The sequence below is a fragment of the Demequina sp. B12 genome (genome assembly GCF_028823635.1).
Taxonomy (GTDB): Bacteria; Actinomycetota; Actinomycetes; order Actinomycetales; family Demequinaceae; genus Demequina.
In genome coordinates this window covers 290,582-313,355 of sequence record NZ_JAPEHU010000004.1, presented here as the reverse complement: position 1 = coordinate 313,355, position 22,774 = coordinate 290,582, and the positions used below count along the sequence as shown (strand labels likewise).

Annotated in this window: 14 protein-coding genes; 5 read left to right on the top strand and 9 right to left on the bottom strand. The window is 64.5% G+C overall.

The genetic code is table 11. The features are described from left to right. Positions 1–39: 39 nt before the first annotated feature. The 5 genes from ON058_RS10845 to ON058_RS10825 form a co-directional block, all read right to left on the bottom strand. Positions 40–3,678, bottom strand: a complete 3,639-nt coding sequence (locus ON058_RS10845; protein WP_274669058.1) for a glycosyl hydrolase 53 family protein — start codon at positions 3,676–3,678, stop codon at positions 40–42. A gap of 141 nt (positions 3,679–3,819) precedes the next feature. Then, positions 3,820–4,713 carry a sugar ABC transporter permease gene (locus ON058_RS10840; RefSeq protein WP_274669057.1) on the bottom strand — a complete coding sequence of 298 codons (894 nt, stop codon included), beginning with the start codon at positions 4,711–4,713 and terminating at the stop codon, positions 3,820–3,822. A gap of 2 nt (positions 4,714–4,715) precedes the next feature. Next, complete coding sequence (locus tag ON058_RS10835; RefSeq protein WP_274669056.1) at positions 4,716–6,326, bottom strand: ABC transporter permease subunit; 1,611 nt, start codon at positions 6,324–6,326, stop codon at positions 4,716–4,718. A 102-nt stretch (positions 6,327–6,428) separates the two neighbouring features. Further along, the gene (locus ON058_RS10830) at positions 6,429–7,703 is read right to left on the bottom strand and encodes an extracellular solute-binding protein (RefSeq protein WP_274669055.1); all 1,275 of its coding nucleotides are present in this window, start codon (positions 7,701–7,703) and stop codon (positions 6,429–6,431) included. A gap of 155 nt (positions 7,704–7,858) precedes the next feature. Continuing rightward, positions 7,859–9,880: a beta-galactosidase gene (locus ON058_RS10825; protein WP_274669054.1), complete on the bottom strand. Its 2,022-nt coding sequence runs from the start codon at positions 9,878–9,880 to the stop codon at positions 7,859–7,861. Between the two features lie 359 nt (positions 9,881–10,239). Between ON058_RS10825 and ON058_RS10820 the strand changes: the two genes are divergently transcribed. The 3 genes from ON058_RS10820 to glgB are packed head-to-tail and all read left to right on the top strand — an operon-like array spanning position 10,240 to position 15,564. Next, positions 10,240–11,286, top strand: coding sequence for a LacI family DNA-binding transcriptional regulator (locus tag ON058_RS10820; RefSeq protein WP_274669053.1), 1,047 nt, complete (start codon positions 10,240–10,242; stop codon positions 11,284–11,286). 60 nt (positions 11,287–11,346) lie between these two features. Then, a complete protein-coding gene (locus tag ON058_RS10815; protein ID WP_274669052.1) occupies positions 11,347–13,347 on the top strand; it encodes an alpha-1,4-glucan--maltose-1-phosphate maltosyltransferase in 2,001 nt (666 codons plus the stop codon). A gap of 45 nt (positions 13,348–13,392) precedes the next feature. Further along, on the top strand, positions 13,393–15,564 hold the full coding sequence (gene glgB, locus ON058_RS10810; protein ID WP_274669051.1) for a 1,4-alpha-glucan branching protein GlgB: 2,172 nt from the start codon (positions 13,393–13,395) through the stop codon (positions 15,562–15,564). Positions 15,565–15,587: 23 nt separating this feature from the next. Here the strand turns inward: glgB and ON058_RS10805 are convergent, their stop codons facing one another. Genes ON058_RS10805 through ON058_RS10795 form a run of 3 tightly spaced genes read right to left on the bottom strand, consistent with a single transcriptional unit; the run spans position 15,588 to position 18,691 of the window. After that, positions 15,588–16,607: a tetratricopeptide repeat protein gene (locus ON058_RS10805; RefSeq protein ID WP_274669050.1), complete on the bottom strand. Its 1,020-nt coding sequence runs from the start codon at positions 16,605–16,607 to the stop codon at positions 15,588–15,590. Between the two features lie 24 nt (positions 16,608–16,631). Then, complete coding sequence (locus ON058_RS10800) at positions 16,632–17,615, bottom strand: hypothetical protein (protein ID WP_274669049.1); 984 nt, start codon at positions 17,613–17,615, stop codon at positions 16,632–16,634. Continuing rightward, the gene (locus tag ON058_RS10795; RefSeq protein WP_274669048.1) at positions 17,612–18,691 is read right to left on the bottom strand and encodes a hypothetical protein; all 1,080 of its coding nucleotides are present in this window, start codon (positions 18,689–18,691) and stop codon (positions 17,612–17,614) included. The genes ON058_RS10800 and ON058_RS10795 overlap by 4 nt, the downstream gene beginning before the upstream one ends. A gap of 141 nt (positions 18,692–18,832) precedes the next feature. On the opposite strand from ON058_RS10795, the gene ON058_RS10790 reads away from it, so the two are divergent. Further along, positions 18,833–21,499 carry a hypothetical protein gene (locus ON058_RS10790; RefSeq protein ID WP_274669047.1) on the top strand — a complete coding sequence of 889 codons (2,667 nt, stop codon included), beginning with the start codon at positions 18,833–18,835 and terminating at the stop codon, positions 21,497–21,499. Positions 21,500–21,517: 18 nt separating this feature from the next. Then, positions 21,518–21,928, top strand: a complete 411-nt coding sequence (locus ON058_RS10785; RefSeq protein ID WP_274669046.1) for a hypothetical protein — start codon at positions 21,518–21,520, stop codon at positions 21,926–21,928. A 55-nt stretch (positions 21,929–21,983) separates the two neighbouring features. Here the strand turns inward: ON058_RS10785 and ON058_RS10780 are convergent, their stop codons facing one another. After that, positions 21,984–22,721, bottom strand: coding sequence for an alpha/beta fold hydrolase (locus ON058_RS10780; protein ID WP_274669045.1), 738 nt, complete (start codon positions 22,719–22,721; stop codon positions 21,984–21,986). Between the last annotated feature and the right edge of the window lie 53 nt (positions 22,722–22,774).

Below are 22,774 nucleotides of genomic sequence, written 5' to 3'. Positions count from 1 at the left end.
GGGCGCACCATCTCGCCCCGCCCCCGTTCCTTTGATGGGTTACGACACTCGGCGCCGCGTCACAAGCGCGCTACCGATAGCCGCCAACGCCAGAGACACCATGAGGAGTCCCGCGAGCTGGCCACGGTCCGCACCCGTCGCCGGCAACTCGCCGCTGGCATCGTCTTCTGTGGTGGATGCAGCATCATCCGCTGCGACCACGGTGATCGGGTACTCCACCAGTACCGTGCCGTCCAGGTCGCGCACCTGCAGGTGGTGGTCGCCTGCCTCAAGATCGGCCGGAATCGTGACCGTCACGATCGCCGATCCGTCAACGATGTCGACCAGAGCGAGTCGCTGGAACACGCTCGCGACACCCACCTCCACTCGTCCGTCAGGAAGACCGGACAGACGCAGCGTCACTTGGTCGCCCACTGTGACGGCGCTGGGGCTGCCTGCCACGTCAATGGCGGGGGTGTCGGTTCCGTCCGGTTCGCTGGGGTCGGTAGGTTCCACGGTTGGCTCCTCTGTGGGCTCAACGGTGGGTTCTTCCGTGGGGTCGGTGGTGGGTTCCGGGGTCGGGTCGGTCGTGTCCGGAACGAGTTCCAGGGCCGCGAGTGCTTCCCGAATACCCGCCGTGGCAGCGTCGACGTTCGACTGCTGGGGAGCATCGGCCCCCATCACGACGTGCGCACGCTCGACTGCGAGGTCGAGAGCACGCAGCGACTCCGCTGTGTGCAGGTCACGGTCGACTGCCGCAGCGTCCGCCAATGCCGCATCCAACGCGGCAGTGTCGGGAGCCACCGGGGTGTCGGTGCGCACGAGCGTGAACTCGTCGTACCAGGCGTAGTCCTCGGCGCCTCCTTCTCCCCGCACGCCCACGGTCAGAGTTTCGCTTTCCCGTACCTCAATCGTGACGACCTGGGTGGTCCAGTTTCCCCAGCCGGTGAACGCGTAGTCCACGGTGGCCTCGCGGTCGCCGGCGGAGGCGAACAATTGTCCCGTCAGCGCAGTCGTGTCGTGTGATTCGTCGGACCCGTGTGCACTTGCGCCCAGTTCGTAGGTTCCTGGGGCAAGGGTGGCGAGCACTTGCGTGAGCTCGTACGTGTAGCCCGTCGCGTCCCACACGTTGAAGCCGTAGTTGTCGACAGTGCTCCACTCGTTCTCGACCACGCCATTGGTCTCGGGAGCGTTCTCCGTGGAGACCTGCCAGCCGGTGAGGTCACCGGTCTGGAATCCGGGGTTGATCAGGAGTGCTGCCTCCGTCACGGTGATGGTCGCAGTCGCGGTCCAGCCATTCTCCGTAAGTCCCGTGACGGTGTAGGTCCCGGGTCCTTCGATCCACGACGCTGAGTCGTTCCACACCACGGTTTCCACGGTGGTGGTGTCGTCGTATGCGGTCACGGTGACGGTGTCAGGCAGGACGATGCTGTCGCCGTCCACCACGGTGAGCGTCACTGGTGTGACGGTCGGGTCGGGGATGGTGCCGTCGCCTGGCTCGAGCCCGGCAAGGGCTTCGGTGAGGTGCTCGGTGGCGGCGTCGACAGACTCCTGTGACGGTGCGGGCGAGTCAAGCAGCATCTGAGCGCGCTGGATTCCTCGATCCACGACGAGCAGCGAAGCCGCCGAGTATCCGTCCCGGTCGAGGGCAAGCGCTTGTGCGAGGACGCTTTCGAGTGCGGAGGTCTCCGCATCTGGGAGCTCCACACCCAGCATGAACGAGACATCGTCCACGGTGCCCCACGCACCACCAGGGAGTAGTCCGGACAGCGAGATGGTCACGTCGTCACCGTCGGACACGCTCAGCAGCACGGTGGTCAACGACTTCCAGTTCAGGTGACCTGGCAGCGTGCTCGACTGCGAGACAGTCGAGATACCCGACTGGGCTGTCAGCGTCACCACGCTGTCGCCAGCGTCGGCGCCTTGGATGTACGCGCTCAAGCGGTAGGTGCCTTCAGGCACGTCGGTGATGACCTGGGTGAGTGCGAACTCAAACTCTGAGTCCGACCACCAGTGACCGGCGTATGTACCGGTGCGAGGGTTTTCTGCCTTGTGGACGTTGCCGCCAGCGCCTGACGCTACCCATGCACCTTCACCCAGCTCAAAGCCCGGGTCGAGTGCCAGGTTGTCGCCACCAGCATCGGCCGACAAGACCTCAACGGTAGCGACGGTGTCACCATCCGCTGTTGAACCGGCCACGCTGTACTGGCCCGCGCCAGTGATCCACTCAGCATTGCCTGCCCACGTGACCGCCACGTCAGATGACGTGCCATCGGTGTAGTTGACCGCGACGGTCGCAGGCAGCGTCAGGGTGTCGCCCTCGGTGATCGTGATCGCGGGCTGCGCAATGGCGTCGACCTCTCGGGGCGCGACGGAACCGGTGACTGCGTACTCGTAGACCCGCAGCGACTCCAGGGGCGTGCCGTCGAAGTCGAACATCGCCTGGTTCTCCCATGCGCTTCCACCCCACCACTTGTCCTGGATGTACTCGTAGGAGTAGGAGGATGCCCAGCCTGCACCGTAGCGCTCCCAGAGCTCACTGTTGCTGTTCACGTCTGCAGCCTCACCCACAGGTAGCCACGCCGGCTCCCAATAGAAGGTGCCGATGCCACGGCCGCCGGAGACGTTTGCCACGGCCTGCATGACGTCACGCACGGCTAGGGCTTGGCCTTGGACCGATGTGGAGTACTGCGAGTAGTGATCCTTGATGACGTTCTCGTGGCCGTCGCCGTCGTCGAGGGTGTGAGCCCAGGACACTTCTGCGACCGCGACATCCTTGTCGTAGGTGGTGGCGACGTGGTCGAGCACCGAGGTGAGGTTCTCAAGCGATCCATGCCAGTACGGGTAGTACGACGACAGGAACACGTCGTAGTCCACGCCATAGTTGTCCAGCGCGGCGGCGACGGAGGCGTACTGTCCGGCCCGTTCTGGGTTGGTGAAGTGCACGGCAACCTGCGCGTCGGGGAACACGTCGCGGACCGCGGCCGAACCGGCCGAGAAGATCTGCGCGGTGTTGTCCCAGTCACTGGTGCCAGCGATTTGCCCGCCGGTGGTTTCGTTGCCCACCTGCACCATGCCTACGTCGACACCGGCATCCTTCATGAGAGTCAGGGTGTCAGCGGTGTAGTCACCCACGGCGGCGGCAATCTCCGTGGTGGTGTATCCCTCCCACGCCTTGGGAAGGATCTGCTGTCCGGGGTGTGCCCAGAAGTCCGAGTAGTGGAAGTTCACCAGGACGCGCAGCCCTGCGTCGGTGGCGCGCTGGGCGATCTCTGTCGCACGCGTCGCGTCCACGTTTCCTGCTCCGTAACCGCAGAACTCGAGCTGATCGACGGCATCCGTGTAGGTGCAATCCGTGTCGTACAGGTCGTCGGTAGCGAGGTCTTCGTAGGAGTAGGGCTCATTCCATACGCGTACACGCACCCAGTTCACGCCGTGGTCGGCAAGGACGTCAAAGAGGTCCGCTTCTGCTCCGGAGTCATCGCGGAACACGACCCCGGACTCCTCGAGCGAGAGGACGGAGGAGACGTCAACGCCGTTGATCCAGTTCTCCCCCATTCCCTCAACCTTGGGCACGGTGATGCCCGCGTCAACGGGCGAGTCATCCGCGGCGATCGCGGCCGTGGAGAGGCCGCCTATCGCAAGAGCAGTGGTCGCTGTCACTGCTGTGACCGCTCCCAGTTGTGAACGCAAAACCATCGCGTTGTTCCTTTCGATCATCGTCGATCTAGCACTACTGATGGGAGTGATGCGCGGGCACGGTCACGCATACTGTGACCGCTCCCAGCGCGACCGTCACATTGCTGTGACGGAAAGAGATGGCCGCAAGCGGCCTGACCGCTAGCCCTTCACCGAGCCCGCGGTCAGACCACCCACGATGTACTTCTGCAACGACAAGAAGATGATCAGCACCGGAATCGAGGCAATCACCGAGCCCGCGGCGAACAGACCCCAGTTCGCACTCAACTGGTTCGACACCCACTGATACATACCCACAGCAAGCGTCCACTGATCCTCAGACACCAGCACGATCTTCGCCAAAATGAAGTCGCCGAAAGCGGAGATGAAGGCCAACAAACCCACCACCGCCAGAATCGGCGTCACCAGCGGCATGATCAGCTTCCAGAAGATCTGCGCGTGCGTGGCACCATCGACCTTCGCCGACTCGTCGATGTCCTTCGGAATGGTGTTGAAGAAGCCGTACATCAAGAACGTGTTCGCGCCCAGAGCACCACCCAAGTACACGCAGATCAGGGCGATCTTGGAGTTAATGCCCAAAGCCGGAACCACATTGCCCAGCGCCGTGAGCAGCAAGAACACGGAGACAAACGCCACCGTCTGCGGGAACATCTGCACAATCAACAGCGTGGTCAAGCCACCGCGACGACCCTTAAAGCGGTAGCGCGAAAAGGCATAGGCAGCACACGCACCCATGAAGACAGCGCCCACCGCGGAAGCCACGCCCACGATCAGGGTGTTGCCCACCCACGTCCAGTACGACGTGTCGCTCAACGCCGCATAGTTGCTCAGCGACATGTCAGAGAACAATGACGACGTACTCGACAGTGAACCAGACGACGACAACGACGCCGACAGCACGTAGACGAGCGGGAACGCTGCATAGAAGATGATCAGCGCAGCAACGGGATACTTCCACCCCACCTCACCCCACCAGCGCGAACGGCGCGTGGGATTGCGGCGAGTAGAAACCTGAGTGGCAGTCGCGTCAGCCATGACTAGATCTCCTCAAGCTTGCGAGTCTGACGGAATGCGATCGCAGAGATGATTCCGACAAAGATGAACACGATGATCGACAGCGCGGAAGCCAAGCCGTAGTCAGCAGAGCCGCCCGACACGCCAGAGATGTTGTAGATCGCGGAAATCAAGATGTCCGTGGACCCCAACCCAGATGTTCCGGCGAACGGCGGTCCGCCCTCCGTCAGCATGTAGATAATCGTGAAGTTGTTGAAATTGAACGCGAACGAGGAGATCGCGAGCGGAGCTGTCGATACCAGCAGCAACGGCAGCGTGATCGACCGGAACTGGCGCCAACGACCGGCACCATCAATCTTCGAGGCCTCCATGGTTTCGCTCGGCAGTGCCTGCAGGGCACCCGTGCACACCAGGAACCAGTACGGATAACTGAGCCACAGGTTCACCCACAGAATCGCGAACTTCGCCAACCAAGGATCACCAAGCCAGTTGATGTCCGCACCAAAGAAGAACCAGTCATTGATGATGCCGAACTCACGGTTCAGCATTCCGCGCCACAACAATGCGGACATGAACGCAGGGAAGGCGTACGGCAAGATGAACACGGTGCGCATCCACTTGCGTCCACGGATACGCGGATCGTTGTAGATCAACGCGAACAGCAGACCCAAACCGAAGCTGGTCAGCACGGTCAAGATGGCGAAGGCGAACGTCCAGGCAGTGACCTTCAGCAACGGGCCCGCGAGGTTCTGGTCGGTCACGGCGCGAACAAAGTTGTCAAAGCCGACCGTCACGTACCACCCGGTCGGAAGGCGACTACCGTCCTCCGCTACGAAGTTACCGACCTCTTGGTCTGCGTAGTAGACCGTGCCGGTTTCCTTGTCGGTGAAGGTTTGCGCCTCGTCATCCCAATCCATAGACGACTGATAGATCGCGGCCGTTGAGCCGTCGCGCGTACGGAGCGAGCCATCCTCAGCATCGTCCGACACTGCTACCCGCAAGTCGATGACCTCGTTTTGGAGGTTTGCGTCCGCGAACAGCTCCGCACGTGTCACGACGGTCCAGCCGGGGACCTCCGTGGGCACCTGGCGGTCATCGATCACAGCGCCGTCGACGGCGCTCAGTTCTGCTTCTTCAGTACCGACCAGGACGAAGCCGTCGTCGTCGGTCACCGCGAATCCGAGAGTGTCGCCATCACGCACGATCGCCAACGGGTATGTGGGCGAGTCGTCGGCGCGACGCTCGTTCTGGATCAGCGTGGCTTCAACCGCCTGTTGCTGCGAACCGGCGTGTCCCGTGCCGTAGTTGGTGAACGCTACATAGCCCGTGTAGGCGAGCGTAAAAAGTTGAAAGATCGCAAGGAAGATCAAGCCAGGGAACAGGTACTTCAGCGGCAGCGTGCGCTTGGAGAAGTAAATGATGTTCGCGGCGATCAACAATGCGGCAGAGGCGGCGAGAATCGCCCACGCCTCCGCATTGACAGCAGAGAAGATGATGGCCAAGCCCAAGGCGTTGACCAACGCCATCATGAGCAGCTTGGCAATGAATCCCCACCCCAAACCGCGCCAGCGGCGGGCATGCGACTCCTGCGGGGCCTGAGGCTCCTTCACAGTGACCGCGTCATTGTTGGCCATGAATCTCTCCTGCTGAGTGTCGTCGTTGGCAAACCCAGGAACGAGTGCTCCCGGTGGGGAGAGTGAGGCGGGCCTGCGGACAGACCCGCCTCACTTCCGACATTAACCGATCGAGGCTTCGAGTTCCTCGACCATGGCGGACCAGGTGCCGGCGGGGTCGTCCGACGTTCCGGTGATCAGCTGGATTTCAGCGGCGTTCCACAGGTCCCACACGTTGCCCATTTCGGGGATCGACGGCATGGGCACACCCTGCGACGCGGACTCCACGAAGCCAGCGGTGATCGGGTCGGAGGAGAACTCCTCTGCGAGCGCGGTCAGCGCGGGCAGACGGGGGTCAGCCTCGTACAGTGCACGCTGGGCGTCCTCAGTGGCCATGTAGTTCGTGAGGAAGTCGTTGGCCAGCAAGGTGTTCTGCGACTGGGCCGAGACGTAGAAGCCCTGCACACCGACGAACGGCGCAGCAGTCTCGCCACCTGCGGACACCATCGGCGACACCACAAGGTTCATGTCACCAGCGTCGAAGAACGGCATCCACGGTCCCTGGAGAATGAAGGGGGACTCACCGGAGGCGAACAATTCGCTCGAGGTGTCGTAGTCGATCGTATCGGAGAAGTATCCGGTGCCGGCCTGACCGTTGTCGTACAGGAACTGTGCGAAGGCCTCGCCGGCTTCGCCGCCCATTCCTACCTCAGAGGTGTACGAGCCGGACTCGTCCTGAACGAACACGGGAGCGCCGAACGACGTCTGCAGCGGGTATGCGCTGTAGCCGTCACCGGAGGTTCCGTTGGTGAACAGGATGAAGGGGCGGTCCTCGAAACCAGCCTCGACGGACATCTCGATCATCTCGTCCCACGTGGTGGGAGCGGTGTCGCCCACCAGGTCGGCGTTCTGGATCAGAGCGATGGCCTCGGTGGCGTAGGGCAGACCGTAGAGCTGGCCGTCATAGGTGAAGGCGTCCACAGCGACCTCTTCGAAGTCGTCCTCCACACCTGCAAGGTCAACAGTGTTGACGACGCCGGCCTCCACGAGGGCACCCAGCCAGTCGTGCGCACCAACGGTAATGTCGGGGCCTTCGCCGGTGGGAACCTGAGCGATGAAGTCGTTGCGCAGGTCTTCGAAGTTCTTCTGGACGATCTCGACGGTGGCGCCGGTCTCTGCCTCAAAGGTGTCGGCGACAGTCTGAATGGCGTCCTGGCGCTCGGCATCGGTCCAGATGGTCAGGGTCTGACCCGAGGCATCGATGGCACCGGTCGACTCTTCAGTCGTGGGCTCGGCGCTCGAGTCAGTGGTCTCTGCGGGCTCCGGGTCGGAGCTGCAGGCTGCAAGCAGGGCTGCGGTCGCGACGACTGCTGCCCCCATTCCGATCTGCTTACGCATGGTGTTTCCTTTCAGTGTTCAAGTCGCCGTTCCTCGTCGGTGAGGAAGGATGTCGACGCCTTGACGTTTTTGTGGTGTGGGGCGGATGCCCGGGTGTGCGGTTGGTCAATGTGGTCGTCGGGAGGTGTGTCCACCTGCCGTGAAAGCTGATCTGATCAGCGACCACCTCCCCGCTCTTCCTTAGCCGTGCGCACGACTGCGACGTCGCCACCGGCAAGGGTGAGCTGGCCATCGATCTCGGTTCCGGAGAGCAAGTCGGTTCCGGTGATCGACAGGTGTGCATCGTCGTTGGCGTGGTTGCACACCACGACGAAGTCGTAGGTCTCGCCGTGGCGAGTCATGATTTCGAGGGTCTCGGGGCGGTCCAGGAGCGTGATGCCCGCGTCCGCGTACACGTCGGCGAGGACGGGCGCCAGCGCTGTCACGCCTAGGCGAGTGCCGACGTACCAGGCCTGACCGTCGCCAAGGGAGTGACGAGTGATGGCAGGCAGTCCGTCGCCAGGGCCGCCGTCGAAGGTGCCGCGCACCTCGGCCCCCGCCAACGCGAGGTCTTCGGCCCAAGCATCGGACGGCAGCGCCTCGGCACCGTAGTGCACAGCGCAGGTTTCACCAGACCGTAGCGGGAGGAACTCCTCGATGGTGAGGCCGAGCGCTTCCTTCAGCGGCGCTCCGAAGCCACCTTCGTGGACGGCGTCGAACTCGTTGACGATCCCGGAGAAAGCTCCGACCACCAGGGTTCCGCCGTTCTGCACAAACTGCGTGAGATTGCGACCGGCCGATGCGGTGAGCAAGTACGAGGTGGGCGCCACCACGAGTCGGTACTGCGACAGATCCGCCTCGGGGTGCGCGAAGTCCACCTGGACGCCATCACGCCAGAGACGTTCGTAGTAGGCCCGCATCCGCTCCCGGAACTGCATGTCGTCGGAGGGACGCCATTCCAAGTCGTGAGCCCACAGCGACTCCCAGTCGTACAGCACCGCAACATCGGCCTTGGTGGTTGCGCCTTGAATCTCGGCCACGTCCTTGAGGTGCTGTCCCAGTTGGGTGACTTCCCGGAAGATGCGGGAGTTCTGCCCTGCGTGGGGCACCATCGCGGAGTGGAACTTCTCCGCGCCGGAGCGGGAGGCTCGCCATTGGAAGAACGCGATGCCGTCTGCACCGCGGCCCAGGTGAGTGAGGGCATTGCGGCGCATCTCGCCGGGACGCTTGGCGATGTTGTGCCCCTGCCAGTTGACGGCAGAGGTGGAGTGCTCCATCAGGATCCACGGCTTGCCACCACCCACGGAGCGGGTGAGGTCCGCCGAAAGGGCGAGCCCGACGTGCGCGTCGGGGTCAGGCGACCACAGGTAGTGGTCGTCGGACACGACGTCGACTTCTTGCGCCCACTTCCACAGGTCCGTGTTCCATGACTGGTGAGCCATGAAGTTGGTGGTGACGGGCTGCGACGTGCGTTCGTGCAGAATGTCGCGCTCGATCCGGAAGCACTCGCGTAGTTGGTCGTCAGTGAAACGTGCCCAGTCCAGTTTCATAGCTGGGTTGGCGATGGTGGGGGTCGCAGCGGGGGCAACGACGTGATCCCAGTCGAGGTAGCGCTGCCCCCAGAAGGCCGTACCCCAAGCGCCGTTGAGTGCGTCGAGGGTCTCGTACTTGCGCTGCAGCCACCGCTGCCATGCGGCGACGGAGCGCGGGCCGAAGTCTTCCGCGACGGGCACGCCGTACTCGTTGTGGACGTGCCACAACACGACTGCGGGGTGGTTGCCGTAGCGATCGGCGAGCGCGGTGGCCATACGGGCGATCGCTTCGCGGTACTCGGGAGACGCGTGCGATGCCATGCCCCGTGAGCCGAAGCCCATGACGGTGCCATCCTTCAAGGTGACGCGCGCTTCAGGGTAGGCGTGGAAGAACCAGGCGGGCGGCGACACTGACGGGGTTCCAAGGTCAACGGCGATGCCGTTGGCGTGGAGAAGGTCGAGCAGGTCGTCCATCCACGTGAAGTCGAAGAGACCCTCCTTGGGCTCGAGCATTGCCCACGAGAAGATGCCGACGGACACAAAGTTGACGCCAGCGGCGCGCATGAGGGCAACGTCCTGATCCCACACTTCGCGCGGCCACTGCTCGGGGTTGTAGTCGCCTCCGTAGGCGATCCCCTCGAGTGCGGGCCAGTTCTTCGACGTCATGACTCTCCGTTGGGTCTGGGCTCCGGGTGGAGCCAGGTGCTTGCGCCGCTCCGTCACGGCCGTGATCTACGGCTGTGCGTCACGACTGTGACCGGTCCCAGTGTGACCCGGGCCGACGACTGCTTTCAACGCGAGGGCGCGATCGTGACGAAACCGTAATGAAACATCCCGGCCACCTCCCGTCGACATTGCAAACGTTTTCTGCAAGCGTTTACATAGTGCGACACGAGGGGGGATCTGCGCAAACGGGGAGAGCCGATGTGACCGAATCGTGACTCCTGCAACATTCTCTACCGTGTGAACTTCAACGCCACGGCAACGCTCACAACGCACCACCACCGCCACTCCACACGGACGCCATGGCAAGACCCGCCAGCACTCCCGCTAAAGTCAGCATCGTGAGCACTCCCAAACGCAAGCCGACCATCCGCGACGTCGCGGCGGCCGCCGGAGTGTCCCGCGGCACCGTTTCTCGAGTCCTCAACGGTGGGCACTGGGTCTCCCCCGACGCCCGCGTCAAGGTAGAAGAAGCCATCGAGGCAACCGGCTATCACGCCAACCACCACGCCCGCTCACTCGCGACCGGACGCACAGACTCCGTAGCCTTCCTGCTCACCGAGCCACAACACTTACTGTTCGCGGATCCCACCTTCGCAATCCTGCTCCGAGGCGCTGCAGAAGCACTCGCCAAGAGGTCCAAGACACTTGTTCTCCTCGTCGCCGGCAGCCCCGAAGAACGCGCCAACGTTGCGCAGTTCGTAGGAGCGGGCCACGTCGACGGCGTCCTCCTGATCTCCTCCCACGAAGAAGACCCCCTGCTCGACACGCTGCTCGAGACAGGAGTCCCGACCGTGGCCTGCGGCATCCCGCTCGGACACCAGGACGATGTCCCCACGGTCTCAATCGACGAGGTCGGATCCGCCAAGGTTGCCACGCAGCACCTGCGTGACCTCGGCCGTACCCGCATTGCCCACATCGCCGGACCCGAAGACACCCCCGGCGGACGCTTCCGCCGCGTGGGATACAAGGATGCGCTCGGCGACGCCTTCGACCCGGCGCTCGTAGCCGACGGCGACTTCTCCTTTGACTCCGGCGCCGCCGCAATGGCTCGCTTGCTCGAGATCGACCCCGCCGTGGATGCCGTCTTTGCGGCCTCTGACCGCATGGCAGCCGGAGCAATCTCCACGCTTCAACGGGCAGGAAAGGCCGTGCCGGCAGACGTAGCAGTCGTCGGGTTCGACGACTCTGGACTCGCGGCCACCATGGAGCCCCCACTGACCACCATGCACCAGCCCTTTGACGAAATCTCTGAGTCAATGGTGGACCTGGTCCTCACCGTCATCAGCGGCAAGCGTCCCCCCTCCGTGACACTGCCTGCATCACTCGTCGTACGCGCGAGCGCCTGACCGCCCCACGCGCCGTGCACGGTGGTGCGCTCGCACCAATATCCCCTGTAGGTTCGACCTATGGCCTTCCCAGGTGAACTGTCGGTTGGACGCATTCCAGTGGTGGGCGTGGGCCCCTCCCTCGAAGAAGGACGATGGGCGGCGCGCGCCATCGTCGGCGAAGCGGTGCCCATCTGGGCCACCATCTTCCGCGAGGGCCACGACTCAGAAGGCGCGACCGTGGTCGTCACGCGTCCTGACGGCAAGCGCGACATCGTCCCGATGCCCCTCAAAGACTTCGGCAACGCACTCTACGAAACCGTGTACATCCCTCACCTTGAGGGCATGCACACGTTCCGTGTCGAAGCCTGGTCAGATCCTTACGCCACCTGGGCCCACGCCGCTGAGCTCAAAGTTGCCGCTGGCGTCGATGTCCAGCTCATGTTGGACGAAGGCATCGAAGTCCTCACCCGGGCCCTCACCACCGTACGGCGCAAGGCCGCCCGCAAAGATCTCCTCACCGCCGCAATTGACGCGCTCGGCAACAGCAAGTGGTCTCCGGAACGGCGGCTAGCGCCCGCGATCGCCGACGACGTGCGCGAGGAGCTCACCGAACGCCCCCTCCGCGAGTGGGTCAGCCCCTCACGCGAGTACCCACTCCTCGTACAGCGGGAAAAAGCCCTCGTCAGTGCCTGGTACGAGATCTTCCCCCGCTCCGAAGGGGCCCGGTTGAATCCGCGCACCGGCGAATGGAAGTCAGGAACCTTCACGACCGCCGCGAAACGCCTACCAGCCATCGCGGACATGGGCTTCGACGTCGTATACCTGACACCCATCCACCCCATCGGCCTCACCCACCGCAAAGGCCGCAACAACTCCCTCAAAGCAGAGCCCACCGATCCGGGCAGCCCCTACGCAATCGGTGCGGCTGAAGGCGGACACGACGCCCTGCACCCCGAGTTGGGGACAATGCGCCAGTTCACAGCGTTCGTATCGAAAGCCCGCGAACTCGGCCTTGAAGTCGCGCTTGACCTCGCATTGCAGTGCTCCCCCGACCACCCCTGGGTCACAGAGCACCCCGAGTGGTTTACCCAGCGTCTTGACGGCACCATCGCCTACGCAGAGAATCCCCCCAAGAAGTACCAGGATATTTATCCCCTCAACTTCGACAACGACCCCGAAGGCATCTACCACGCCATCCGCGACATGCTGCAGGTATGGATCGACGCCGGAGTCACCCTGTTCCGCGTGGACAACCCCCACACTAAGCCGCTGACATTCTGGGAACGACTGCTCGCCGACATCGCGCGCACCCACCCCGACGTCATCTTCCTGTCGGAAGCCTTCACCAGGCCCGCCATGATGCACACCCTCGCGCGCATCGGCTTCCACCAGTCGTACTCGTACTTCACCTGGCGTCCCACCGCTGAGGAAATGGCCGAGTACCTCGAAGAAGTGTCCGGCGAATCAAGTTTCTACATGCGGCCCAACTTCTGGCCCACCACCCACGACATCCTCACCCCAGACATGCAAGCAGGCGGCGCGCCTCTGTACCAGGCACGCGCCGTCCTTGCCGGGACAGGCTCACCGTCGTACGGCATCTACACCGGCTACGAACTCGTCGAGAATGTCCCCCGCCCTGGAGTGGAAGAACAGATCGACAACGAGAAATACGAGTTCAAGAACCGCGACTGGTCCAAAGCCGAAGCACTCGGCGTCAAGGACATCATCACCAAGGTCAACAAAGCTCGCCACCAGCACGTGGCCTTGCGCCGCCTGCGCGGACTCACCATCCACACCAGCTCCAACCCCGAAATCCTGGTGTTCTCCCGCCATGTGCCACCCCACGAGTCCCCCAACGGCAAAGCCGACACGGTCATCGTTGCCGTCAGCTTTGCCGCACACGAGACCCACGACGCGATCGTGCGCCTCGACATGGAAGCACTCGGGCTCAGCGACGACGCGCACATCATCGTCGACGATGCCATCACCGGCGAAACCTTCACCTGGAGCCGCGAGTTCTACGTCAAGTTCGACCCCACAGAATGCATGGCCCACGTTGCGGCGGTGAGGATCCCGTGACGCACACCGGAAGCCCCGTACTCCCACAATCACAGGCGGTGACGCATGGCTGCTAGAGACTTTGACCCGGGAGTCCTCGCTGAAATTGCAGCAGGAACTCACCACGAACCACACGCCGTACTCGGCCCGCACGCCGGCGACTCCGGACACACCATTCGTGTGCTGCGTCCCCTCGCCACCAGCGTGAAGATCGAAACGCTCGACGGCACCTTCGACGCGGAACACGAACAGGACGGCATTTGGCGAGCCGATGTTCCCGGTACAGAAGCGCCCGACTACCGAGTCCACGTTGCCTACGACGGCGACGCGTCCGTCCAAGACGACCCCTACCGCTTCCTTCCCGCACTCGGCGAACTCGACCTGCATCTCATCCGTGAAGGGCGCCACGAACGTCTGTGGAGCGTCCTAGGAGCCAACGTCCGCACCTACCCCTCCGTGCTCGGCGACGTCCACGGCACCACCTTCGCCGTATGGGCGCCGAACGCACGCGCCGTCCGCGTCGTCGGCGACTTCAACCACTGGCAAGGCCCCTCACACGCCATGCGTTCACTCGGCGCGTCAGGCGTGTGGGAACTGTTCATCCCCGGCATCGGCGATGGCACCCACTACAAGTACGAGATCCTCGGCAAGGACGGCACCTGGCGCCAAAAGGCAGACCCCATGGCACGCCGCACCGAAGTGCCACCGCAAACCGCCTCCATCGTCACCGCATCGGACTACCACTGGGGCGACGAAGAATGGATGACCCGGCGCGGACAGGCAGAACCCCACCGTGCCCCCATGAGTGTCTACGAAGTCCACCTAGGCTCCTGGAAACAAGGCCTGAGCTATCGAGACCTCGCCACCGAACTCGTGAACTACTGCCGCGAACTGAACTTCACCCACGTGGAGTTCATGCCCGTCATGGAGCACCCCTTCGGCGGATCCTGGGGCTACCAAGTGACGTCGTACTACGCACCCACGTCACGTTTTGGCTCCCCCGACGAACTACGACACCTGATCGACACACTGCACCAAGCCGGGATCGGCGTCCTTTTCGACTGGGTTCCGGGACACTTCCCCAAAGACGAATGGGCGTTGGGACGTTTCGACGGCACCCCCCTGTATGAACACCCAGACCCGCTGCGTGGCGAGCAACCTGACTGGGGCACCTACATCTTCGACTTCGGCCGGCCAGAAGTCCGCAACTTCCTGGTCGCCAACGCGGTGTACTGGCTCCAGGAGTTCCACGCTGACGGACTCCGGGTCGACGCCGTCGCCTCCATGCTGTACCTGGACTACTCCCGCCAAGCGGGCCAGTGGCGCCCCAACGTCCACGGCGGCCGTGAAAACCTTGACGCCATCGCATTCCTTCAGGAAGCCAACGCCACCGCCTACCGCACCAACCCTGGCATCGTGATGATTGCCGAGGAGTCGACCGCGTGGCCAGGCGTCACCGCACCCACCTCCGGCGGCGGACTGGGCTTTGGCCTGAAGTGGAACATGGGCTGGATGAACGACACCCTGCGGTATCTCAAAGAAGAACCGGTGAACCGGTCCTACCACCACCACACTGCGACGTTCTCCCTCATGTACGCGTTCTCAGAGCAGTTCATGCTGCCCTTGTCACACGACGAGGTCGTCCACGGCAAAGGGTCGCTGTACCAGCGCATGCCTGGCGATCATTGGAAGAAGATCGCAGGCGTACGCGCCCTGCTTGCATACCAGTGGGCCCATCCCGGGAAGCAACTGCTGTTCATGGGGTGCGAGTTCGGCCAAGAAGCCGAATGGTCTGAGGGACGCTCGCTGGACTGGTGGCACCTTGAAGACCCACTCAACGCCGGAGTAAAAGACCTAGTCCGTGACTTGAACGCGCTCTACGCTCAGACGCCTGCCCTGTGGGAGCGCGACTCCGATCCGCAAGGCTTTACCTGGATCGACGCAGACGACTCCGAGCACAACGTGCTGTCGTTCCTCAGGTGGGACTCGCGTGGCGAACCGATCGCCGTGGTCGTCAACTTCGCAGGCACGCCACACGAGAACTACCGGCTAGGACTGCCATCAGGCGGGGCCTGGGACGAGGTCCTCAACACCGACTCGACGCTGTACGGCGGTTCGGGCGTGGGCAACCTCGGCCAAGTACACGCCGATCAGCGCAAGGTGGGCGACTGGGACCACTCCGCATCAGTCCGGGTTCCCCCGCTCGGTGCGGTCTTCCTGCGTCCGCACCGAGCGTAGAGGGCTGGCCTCACCCGGCGGGGTTAGAACAGCGCTGCCGCGAGCGCGCGGCGCGCCTCCACCACGCGCGAATCCTCGGTGCCGACCACGTCGAACAGCTCGACGAGCCGCACACGGATCCGTTCACGGTCGTCCCCAAAGTGGGTGCGCACCGCGTCGATGAGGCGTCCGAAGGCATCCTCGATCTGCCCGCCCATGATGTCCATGTCGGCCACCGCAAGCTGGGCGTCAAGGTCGGCGGGATCGTCGGCCGCAGCCTTGCGCACGGCGGCCAGGTCCGCAGTCCGGCTACGTTCCATGAGGGACACCTGGGCGCGTCCGGCGCGGGCGTCGGCATCCTTGGGGTTCTCACGGAGGGCACGGTCGTAGGCGTCGATCGCCGCCGCGTAGTCTTCACGCTCGATGGCGTCGTACGCCTCTTGGTGGAGCGGCGGCAACGGCTCGGGCTCAGGCTCTGCGGCATCGGCTTCCTGGGGTGCAGCCGCAGCGGCACGCCCCGTCACGCCGTTCTGTGCGGCGATTTCGAGCACCTGGTCCAAGACGCCGGTGATCTGATCGTCGTCGGGGGCGCCCTGGAACAGTGGTGCCGGGCGCGCTGCGATCAGCGCCATGGTGGTCGGGACTGCGGAGATCTGCAGTGCCTGGGCGATTCCACCGTTGGTGTCGATGTCGCACTGGCCGAGCACCAGCCGTCCGTCGTAGCGCGCGATGATGCCGCGCATGCGGTCGACCAGCTGCTTCGATGCGGGCGACGCTGACGACAGGAACACGATGACGATCGGCACCTGGGTCGACGACTGCGCGAGGTCATTGAGATTCGCATCATTGACGTCGATCACCTGCACCTGGGCCGGAGACCCGGCTGCGGGAGTTGCGCCGGGAGCAGCCGCGCCAGGAGCGGGGGCCGCACCGGAAGCGCCAGGAGCGCCCAGCCCGCCACCCTGACTCGACACGGGGATGTCCGGGGTGGCTTGCGGTGCTGCAGCCAGGTGGGAGAGGTCGGGGGCGCCGCGGAGCGGAACCTCGGGGTTGTTCGTGCTCATATCTCCTCAGAGAACTTGTGCTGGTTAGCTGTCAGTGATGCGGATGAGGTTGTGGTCTGCTGCCACCACTCCAGCGGTGTCGTCGCTGTCGGCGGCGGGGATGTGCAACACGATGAGGTCGCGGTACTCGTAGACCGCTACGTCTTCGATGTCGCCGTCTACGAGTGGCTGCTGTGCGCCCGCGATCTCAACGATGCCGTCGTCCACAGAGAAGGACGACTTCACCGACACTGGCGCGAACACCAGGGCGCCACCGTCGGCGGTGCCCATGACGTAGGTGCTGTCGATGTCGGACTCAATGGTGTCGACGTACTCGCCTTCTGCGTCGTTCGCGGTCTCGGTGAGTGCCTCGCGGGAAGCAAACAGTTGTTCGCGGTAGGAGTCCGCGGTGAACTGTTCGGCGAACTCGGAGTCTTCACCTTCTCGCAGCAGCTCCAGGTAGTTGCTGATCGCTTCTTCGGGAGTTGCGAGCAGTCCGTCCGCGTCAACGGTGAGTTGTTCCGCGCCGGAGGTGGTGCCTGCCATGGCCGGGATCGTTGCCCCGGGGATCATGTGGGCCCATCCACGAAGCTGATAGTCGGTGTCAACGTCGTCTTGGATCCACAGCATGACGACAGGCGTGGAATCCTCGTCCGCGGGCTGGCTGACCGACGCGAGGGTGCGTGGCCACGTGTCAGCGCCGACCGAGTAGACGGCCTGCATCTCCGCGGGCAGCACGACTGGGGTGGGCCCATCATCTGCGCTTGCGAGGGTGTACTGCGCTTTGCGTACCGTCACAGCGTCACCGCCGATGCGGTCCGTGAGCAGGTCGGCGTCGGCTTCTTCGTCCGCAAGGGCCAGTTCCGCCATGGTCGCTTCGACGATGCGGTCCGACTGTGCTTCGAGGAGTGCAGCCTCTTGTTCTAGCGCGGGTGCCTCGGTGACAGGTTCGGGGACGTCTGCGACACAGCCGGTGAGCATCAAGAGGGCCGATGCTCCGGTCCCGATGGCGATGATGCGGCGGTTCATGCGCGGCCTCCTTCGCCGTTGTTCGGGCCTTCGTCGACGGCGGGGCTTTGCGCGCTGCGCGGGCTTCCCGTCGAGGGGGCCGATGCTGGGGTTCCGCCTGTCACGGGATGGAAGGGGCTGCGGCTGCTGACGGGGCTTTGCCCGGAGATCGGGCTCCCACCCGTGACCGGGGTAGCGCCCGTGACCGGGGTAGCACCCGTGGTCGGGGTAGCACCCGTGGTCGGCGTAGCGCCGGTCGCGGGGCTCGCCGGTTCGTCGAGGCTCGCCTCGGGCAGGCCTGCGCCTGAGGCACGGCGTGCTCTGCGTGAGCCGGGGTCAGCATCTGTGTCTCCGGTGCCGGTGCGTCCCTGGCGCCAGTTTTCGGCCTTGGCCTGGAGCGGACGGGTGTCGAAGAAGCGCAGGATCAGTGCGACGGCACCCACGACGGTGAGGGCGATGCCCCACCAGATCAGCGGGGTGATCCAGCCGTCGTTCACTTCACGTGACAGGGCGAGGTCGGTTGTCGTCAGCGGCGAACCATCGCGGCTGGCGATGACGAGGGTCTCCCCGTCGGGCACCTTGGATGCCACGACGGCGACACGGTCGGTGCCGCTCCATTCCTGACGCCACAGGTCGGTGGAGGTTTGCGACAAGACGTCGACGGGCTCAGCCTCTTCGCCTTCGCCGGACGGCGATGCGCTCGGCGACGGGCTGGGGCTGGGAGATGCCTCGGCGCTGGGTGATGCCGAGGTGGTGGGGCTGGCGGTTGGCTCCGGTTCGGCAACTTCGTACGCCTGCGTGGACAACACTTCCCACTCTGGGAGGCCGGTGACCTCGGTCGCTTCGCGGGTGGCGAGCCAGGCATCGGCGTCCACCGGGCGTGCAGTCATGGCGACGATTTCGCCGGAACCGTCGACGCCAATGCGCGACTCGTCAGCGAACTCCACCATCTCCGGGCTGTACACCACCACGGAGGTGTCGAGGCTTGCTACGGCCTCCACATCTGTGGGTGGGCGTTGCGCATCGGCAATCAGTCCCACTGTGAGAAGCACCACTCCCAGCGCTCCCGCCACAAGGGCAGCTGTCCTAAACGTCACTCGTTCCTCCTAGGGGTCCACCCATCACTCTAGGAGGTTTCGTCCGCTCAGCCCAGTTTGTGGCTTTGTGACCGATGCCCGCGCGCATTACCCTGGGTGTCGACTGAGTGCACGGCACATTGCCGTGCTAGAGGAGATGAGATGCCTGAAGAGAGCCTGACGTTCCCGGTTGCCATGCGAGGTTATGACCGAGAAGCAGTCGCCGCTCACATTGCTCGCCTTGAGGACTCCGTGAAGGAGGCCCGGGAGGCGGCGCAGAAGGCGCAGCAGGAAGCCGCGAACACGCGTGGCGCCCTTGAAGAGGCTCAGAAGACCCTTCGTGAGGCTGATCAGCCCTCGTATAAGGGTCTTGGCGCGCGTGTGGAGCAGTTGCTCCGGTCTGCCGAGGAACAGTCCTCCGACGTGATCGCACGAGCGAACACTCACGCTCAGGACACCGTCGCTCGTGCCAACGTCTCCGCTCAGCAGTTGCGTGCGCGCGCTGACAACGAAGTAGCAGAAATCCTCGCCCAGTCACGTCGTGAAGCCGAAGAGATCCGCATCGCTTCTGAGTCGGAGGCCACCGGCACGCGTGAGGCAGCGCAGCGCCAGGCCGCTGAGACTGTGGAACGCGCCCGCCGTGACGCTGAACGTGTCAAGGCCGGCATCGACGCAGAGATCGCCGAACTGAAGGCCGGTGCAGACCGCGAGGTCCACACCCTCCGCGCCACCGCTGAGCGCGAGGCCACGGAACTGCGTGTGGCAGCCCAGCGTGAGGCCAACGAAACGCTCGAATCCGCTCGTGCCGAGGCAGAGACAGCCGTCTCTGAAGCCCAAGCACAGGCCGAACAGCGCCTTGCCGAGGCAGAGAAGGCCCTTGAGGAGGCTCGCGCGGAGGCACGTCGCCTCGCAGCAGAGGCTCAGGAAGCTCGTGGGGCAGCCGACGCGGAAGCCTCGGACATTCGAATCTCGGCAGAGTCGGATGCTGCCTCGCTGCGCAACGACGCTCAGCAGTTCCTCACCCAGGCAAATCGTGAAGCAGAGGCCACGCGCCAGGACGCCGAAGCGGAAGCCCGCGATCTGCGTGCCGAGGTGAAGCGCGAGATTGACTCGCTGCGTGCAGATACCGACGAGTACGACGAAGCCACACGCACCGATGCGGAAGGCTACGCGCACGCCACTCAGGCGGAAGCGGACGAGTACCGCGACACCACCAAGACCGCCGCGGACCAGTACTCCGCGACGGTCCGCCGTGACGCCGATGACGCTCTCGCCGCCGCCCACGCCGCGGCCGCTCAGCACCGCGCCCAGGTGGAGCAGGAAGCCAACGACTACGACCGCGACACTCGGGCTGCGGCAGACGACTACTCCGCGACGGTCCGCTCAGAAACGGACACGTACGACCAGGCTGTGCGCACGGAGGCCGACGCCTACCGTGCGGACGTGCAGGCCGAGGGCGACCAGTACAAGGCCACGGTGACCGCGGAGGCCGACGAGTACCGCGCCACTGTCCACGGTGAGGCGGACCGCTACGCGGAAGAGACCCGCTCCGCCGCTGACCTGTACGACGTCGCGACCAGGCAGGCCTCGAACGACTACGACGCCGACACCCGGCAGCGGGCGGACGAGTACGAAGCCCAGACCCGCGCCCAGGCTGAGGCAGACGCGACCGAAGTCCGCACTGCAGCGGACGACTACGACGGTGCGACCCGCTCACAAGCCGACGAGTACCGCCGGGTCACGATGGCCGAAGCAGACGACTACAAGACGTCCGTGTCCGCCGAGGCCGACCAGTACAACGTCGACACGCGGGCAGCGGCAGACGACTACGACACCGAGACTCGTGCCGCCAGCGATGACTACAGCACGCTGACCCGCAAGGATGCTGACGACTACGCCGCAGCAACCAAGCAGGCCGCGGAAACGGCGAGCCGCCAACTGCGCAAGGAAGCCGATCTTTACGATCAGTCCACGCGTAAGAGCGCCGACGACTACGCAGAGACCACTCGCACGGACGCCGACGACGATGCTGCTCAGGTGCGCCGCGAAGCCGACGACTACGACGCTTCGACACGACACGACACCGACACCTACGCCGAGACCACCCGCCGCGAGGCCGACGCCTACGCTCAGTCCACCCGCGAAGCCGCCGACCGCGACGCCGCCAAGGCCGCCCAAGACGCCGAGACCCAGGCGGATGAGCGGATCGCCGCGGCGAAGCAGGAAGCGAACCACATCGTCGCCACCGCTCAGCGTGACGCAGAAGCCGCTCGCGCAGAAGCTCATGCGGAAGCCGAAGCCGCCCACGAGGAGGCCCGCCGCACTCGCGAGGATCTCCAGATCGAGATTGCGCAGCGTCGTGAGACCGCTGAGCAGGACCTCACTACGCGTCACGAAGAAGCCAAGGCCGAAACCGCTGCCATGGTCGAGGATGCCAAGGTCCGCGCGGATGAAGCCGAAGAGCGCCTATCCGATGCGCTCGAGCGAGCAGAGTCCGTCCGCCGCGACGCCGAGGTCCACTCGCAGACGCTGCTCACTAACGCTCGCAACAACGCCGATGAGATTGTCTCCGAGGCCCGTGAGCACGCCGAGGCGATCATCTCCGAAGCGGTTTCCGACGCCGAACGCGAGCGCATCATGGCCGCACGTGAAGTGGAAGACCTGAACCGCCAACGCGAGTCGATCACGACGTACCTGGATGACCTGCGCGGCCTTCTGGGTGCCGACCCCGTCGCGGGGCTTGCGAAAGCATCGGCCCTCAAAGACCAGCACGAGGCTGCGGAAGCTGCCGAGTCAAAGGCAGAAGTGAAGGCAGGCGCCGAGGACTAATCGCTCGGAGCGACCACGATGACGGAATCTGCAGATGCACGCGTACGGCGAGCCGAAGCGCTGGAACGGACGCGTGCCGCGCAGTCCCGGGAGGCCCTCGCGCTGATCGCCCAGTTCGTCGAGGATGCGCGTGCAGCAGGCCTCACGACCGAACGCCTGACCGCGCGCACCTATGACGGCTCTGCGCGCTACAAGACCAACGTGACGGGCTGGTACCTCAAGAAGGACCGTACGGTGGGCGTGGGTACTGACGGCCAGTTCTATGTCCTCAGCACGCCCAAATCCCTCAAAGGATTGCTCTCCGGCGTCACGATGGCGCCCGCAGAGGCTCCGATCGAACTGGGCAAGGGCGGCCGCGACGGCGAGTCCATGCCTATGGCCGATGCGCTGGCCAAGCGCCTGGCCGGAGGGAACTCCTGGGGCAAGTAGCGTCCGGGACCTTCAGTTCTGACATCCAGGACGAGGGACTCGCGGCAGATAAGTCCTACGCGAACAGCGGCGACAAGGCTTGGGCCACTGCGGCTGGGTCTTCAAACGCTGCGAGGTGACCGGCACCCTCAATGATGACGGGGGTGACCCCCAGGGCCTGTGCCATGAGCACAATGTCTGCTTGCGGCACAATGCCGTCGTGTTCGCCTGCAATCACGACTGATGGCGCGTCAACGCTGCGGAGCACCTCAGTGCGGTCGGGGCGGTCGGCCATGGCCCGTTGCCCCCATGCGATGCCGTCACCACCGTGGCGCGCGATGTTCGCGGTCACCCACTCGACGAGTTCCTCCCGCCTGCCTCCTTGGGTTCCCACCAGCGGCTCCGCCATGGCACGCGGATCTGCAGGATGCTCCTGGCCTTCGTGTGCCTCAGCGACGGCCTGGCGTTTCTGACGCGCCTCATCCGTGTCGGCGACGGACTTGGTGGCAATGAGGCCAAGCCCTGCAACCGCATCGGGATGCCGCTCGGCCACCGCCATCGCCACATAGCCACCCATCGAGCAGCCCACCCACACGGCGGCCTGCTCCCCTGTCGCTTCTCGCATCGCCAGGACGGCAGCATCGGCGATCAACTCGAGCGCAGGGTCCTCATCAGTGAGGGGCATCTGGCCGATGCCCGGCATATCGAACGTGATGACGTCGCCACGGACGTCAGACCCGAGGACGGCAAGGAGCCCCTCCCACTGGGCACGGTCGACTGGAAAGGCGTTGAGGAAGACTACGGGCGCGGACATCGGCGTCTCCAAACTCTGTGCGTGCGAGTACGGCTTCGCCAGAGAGTTCCGGC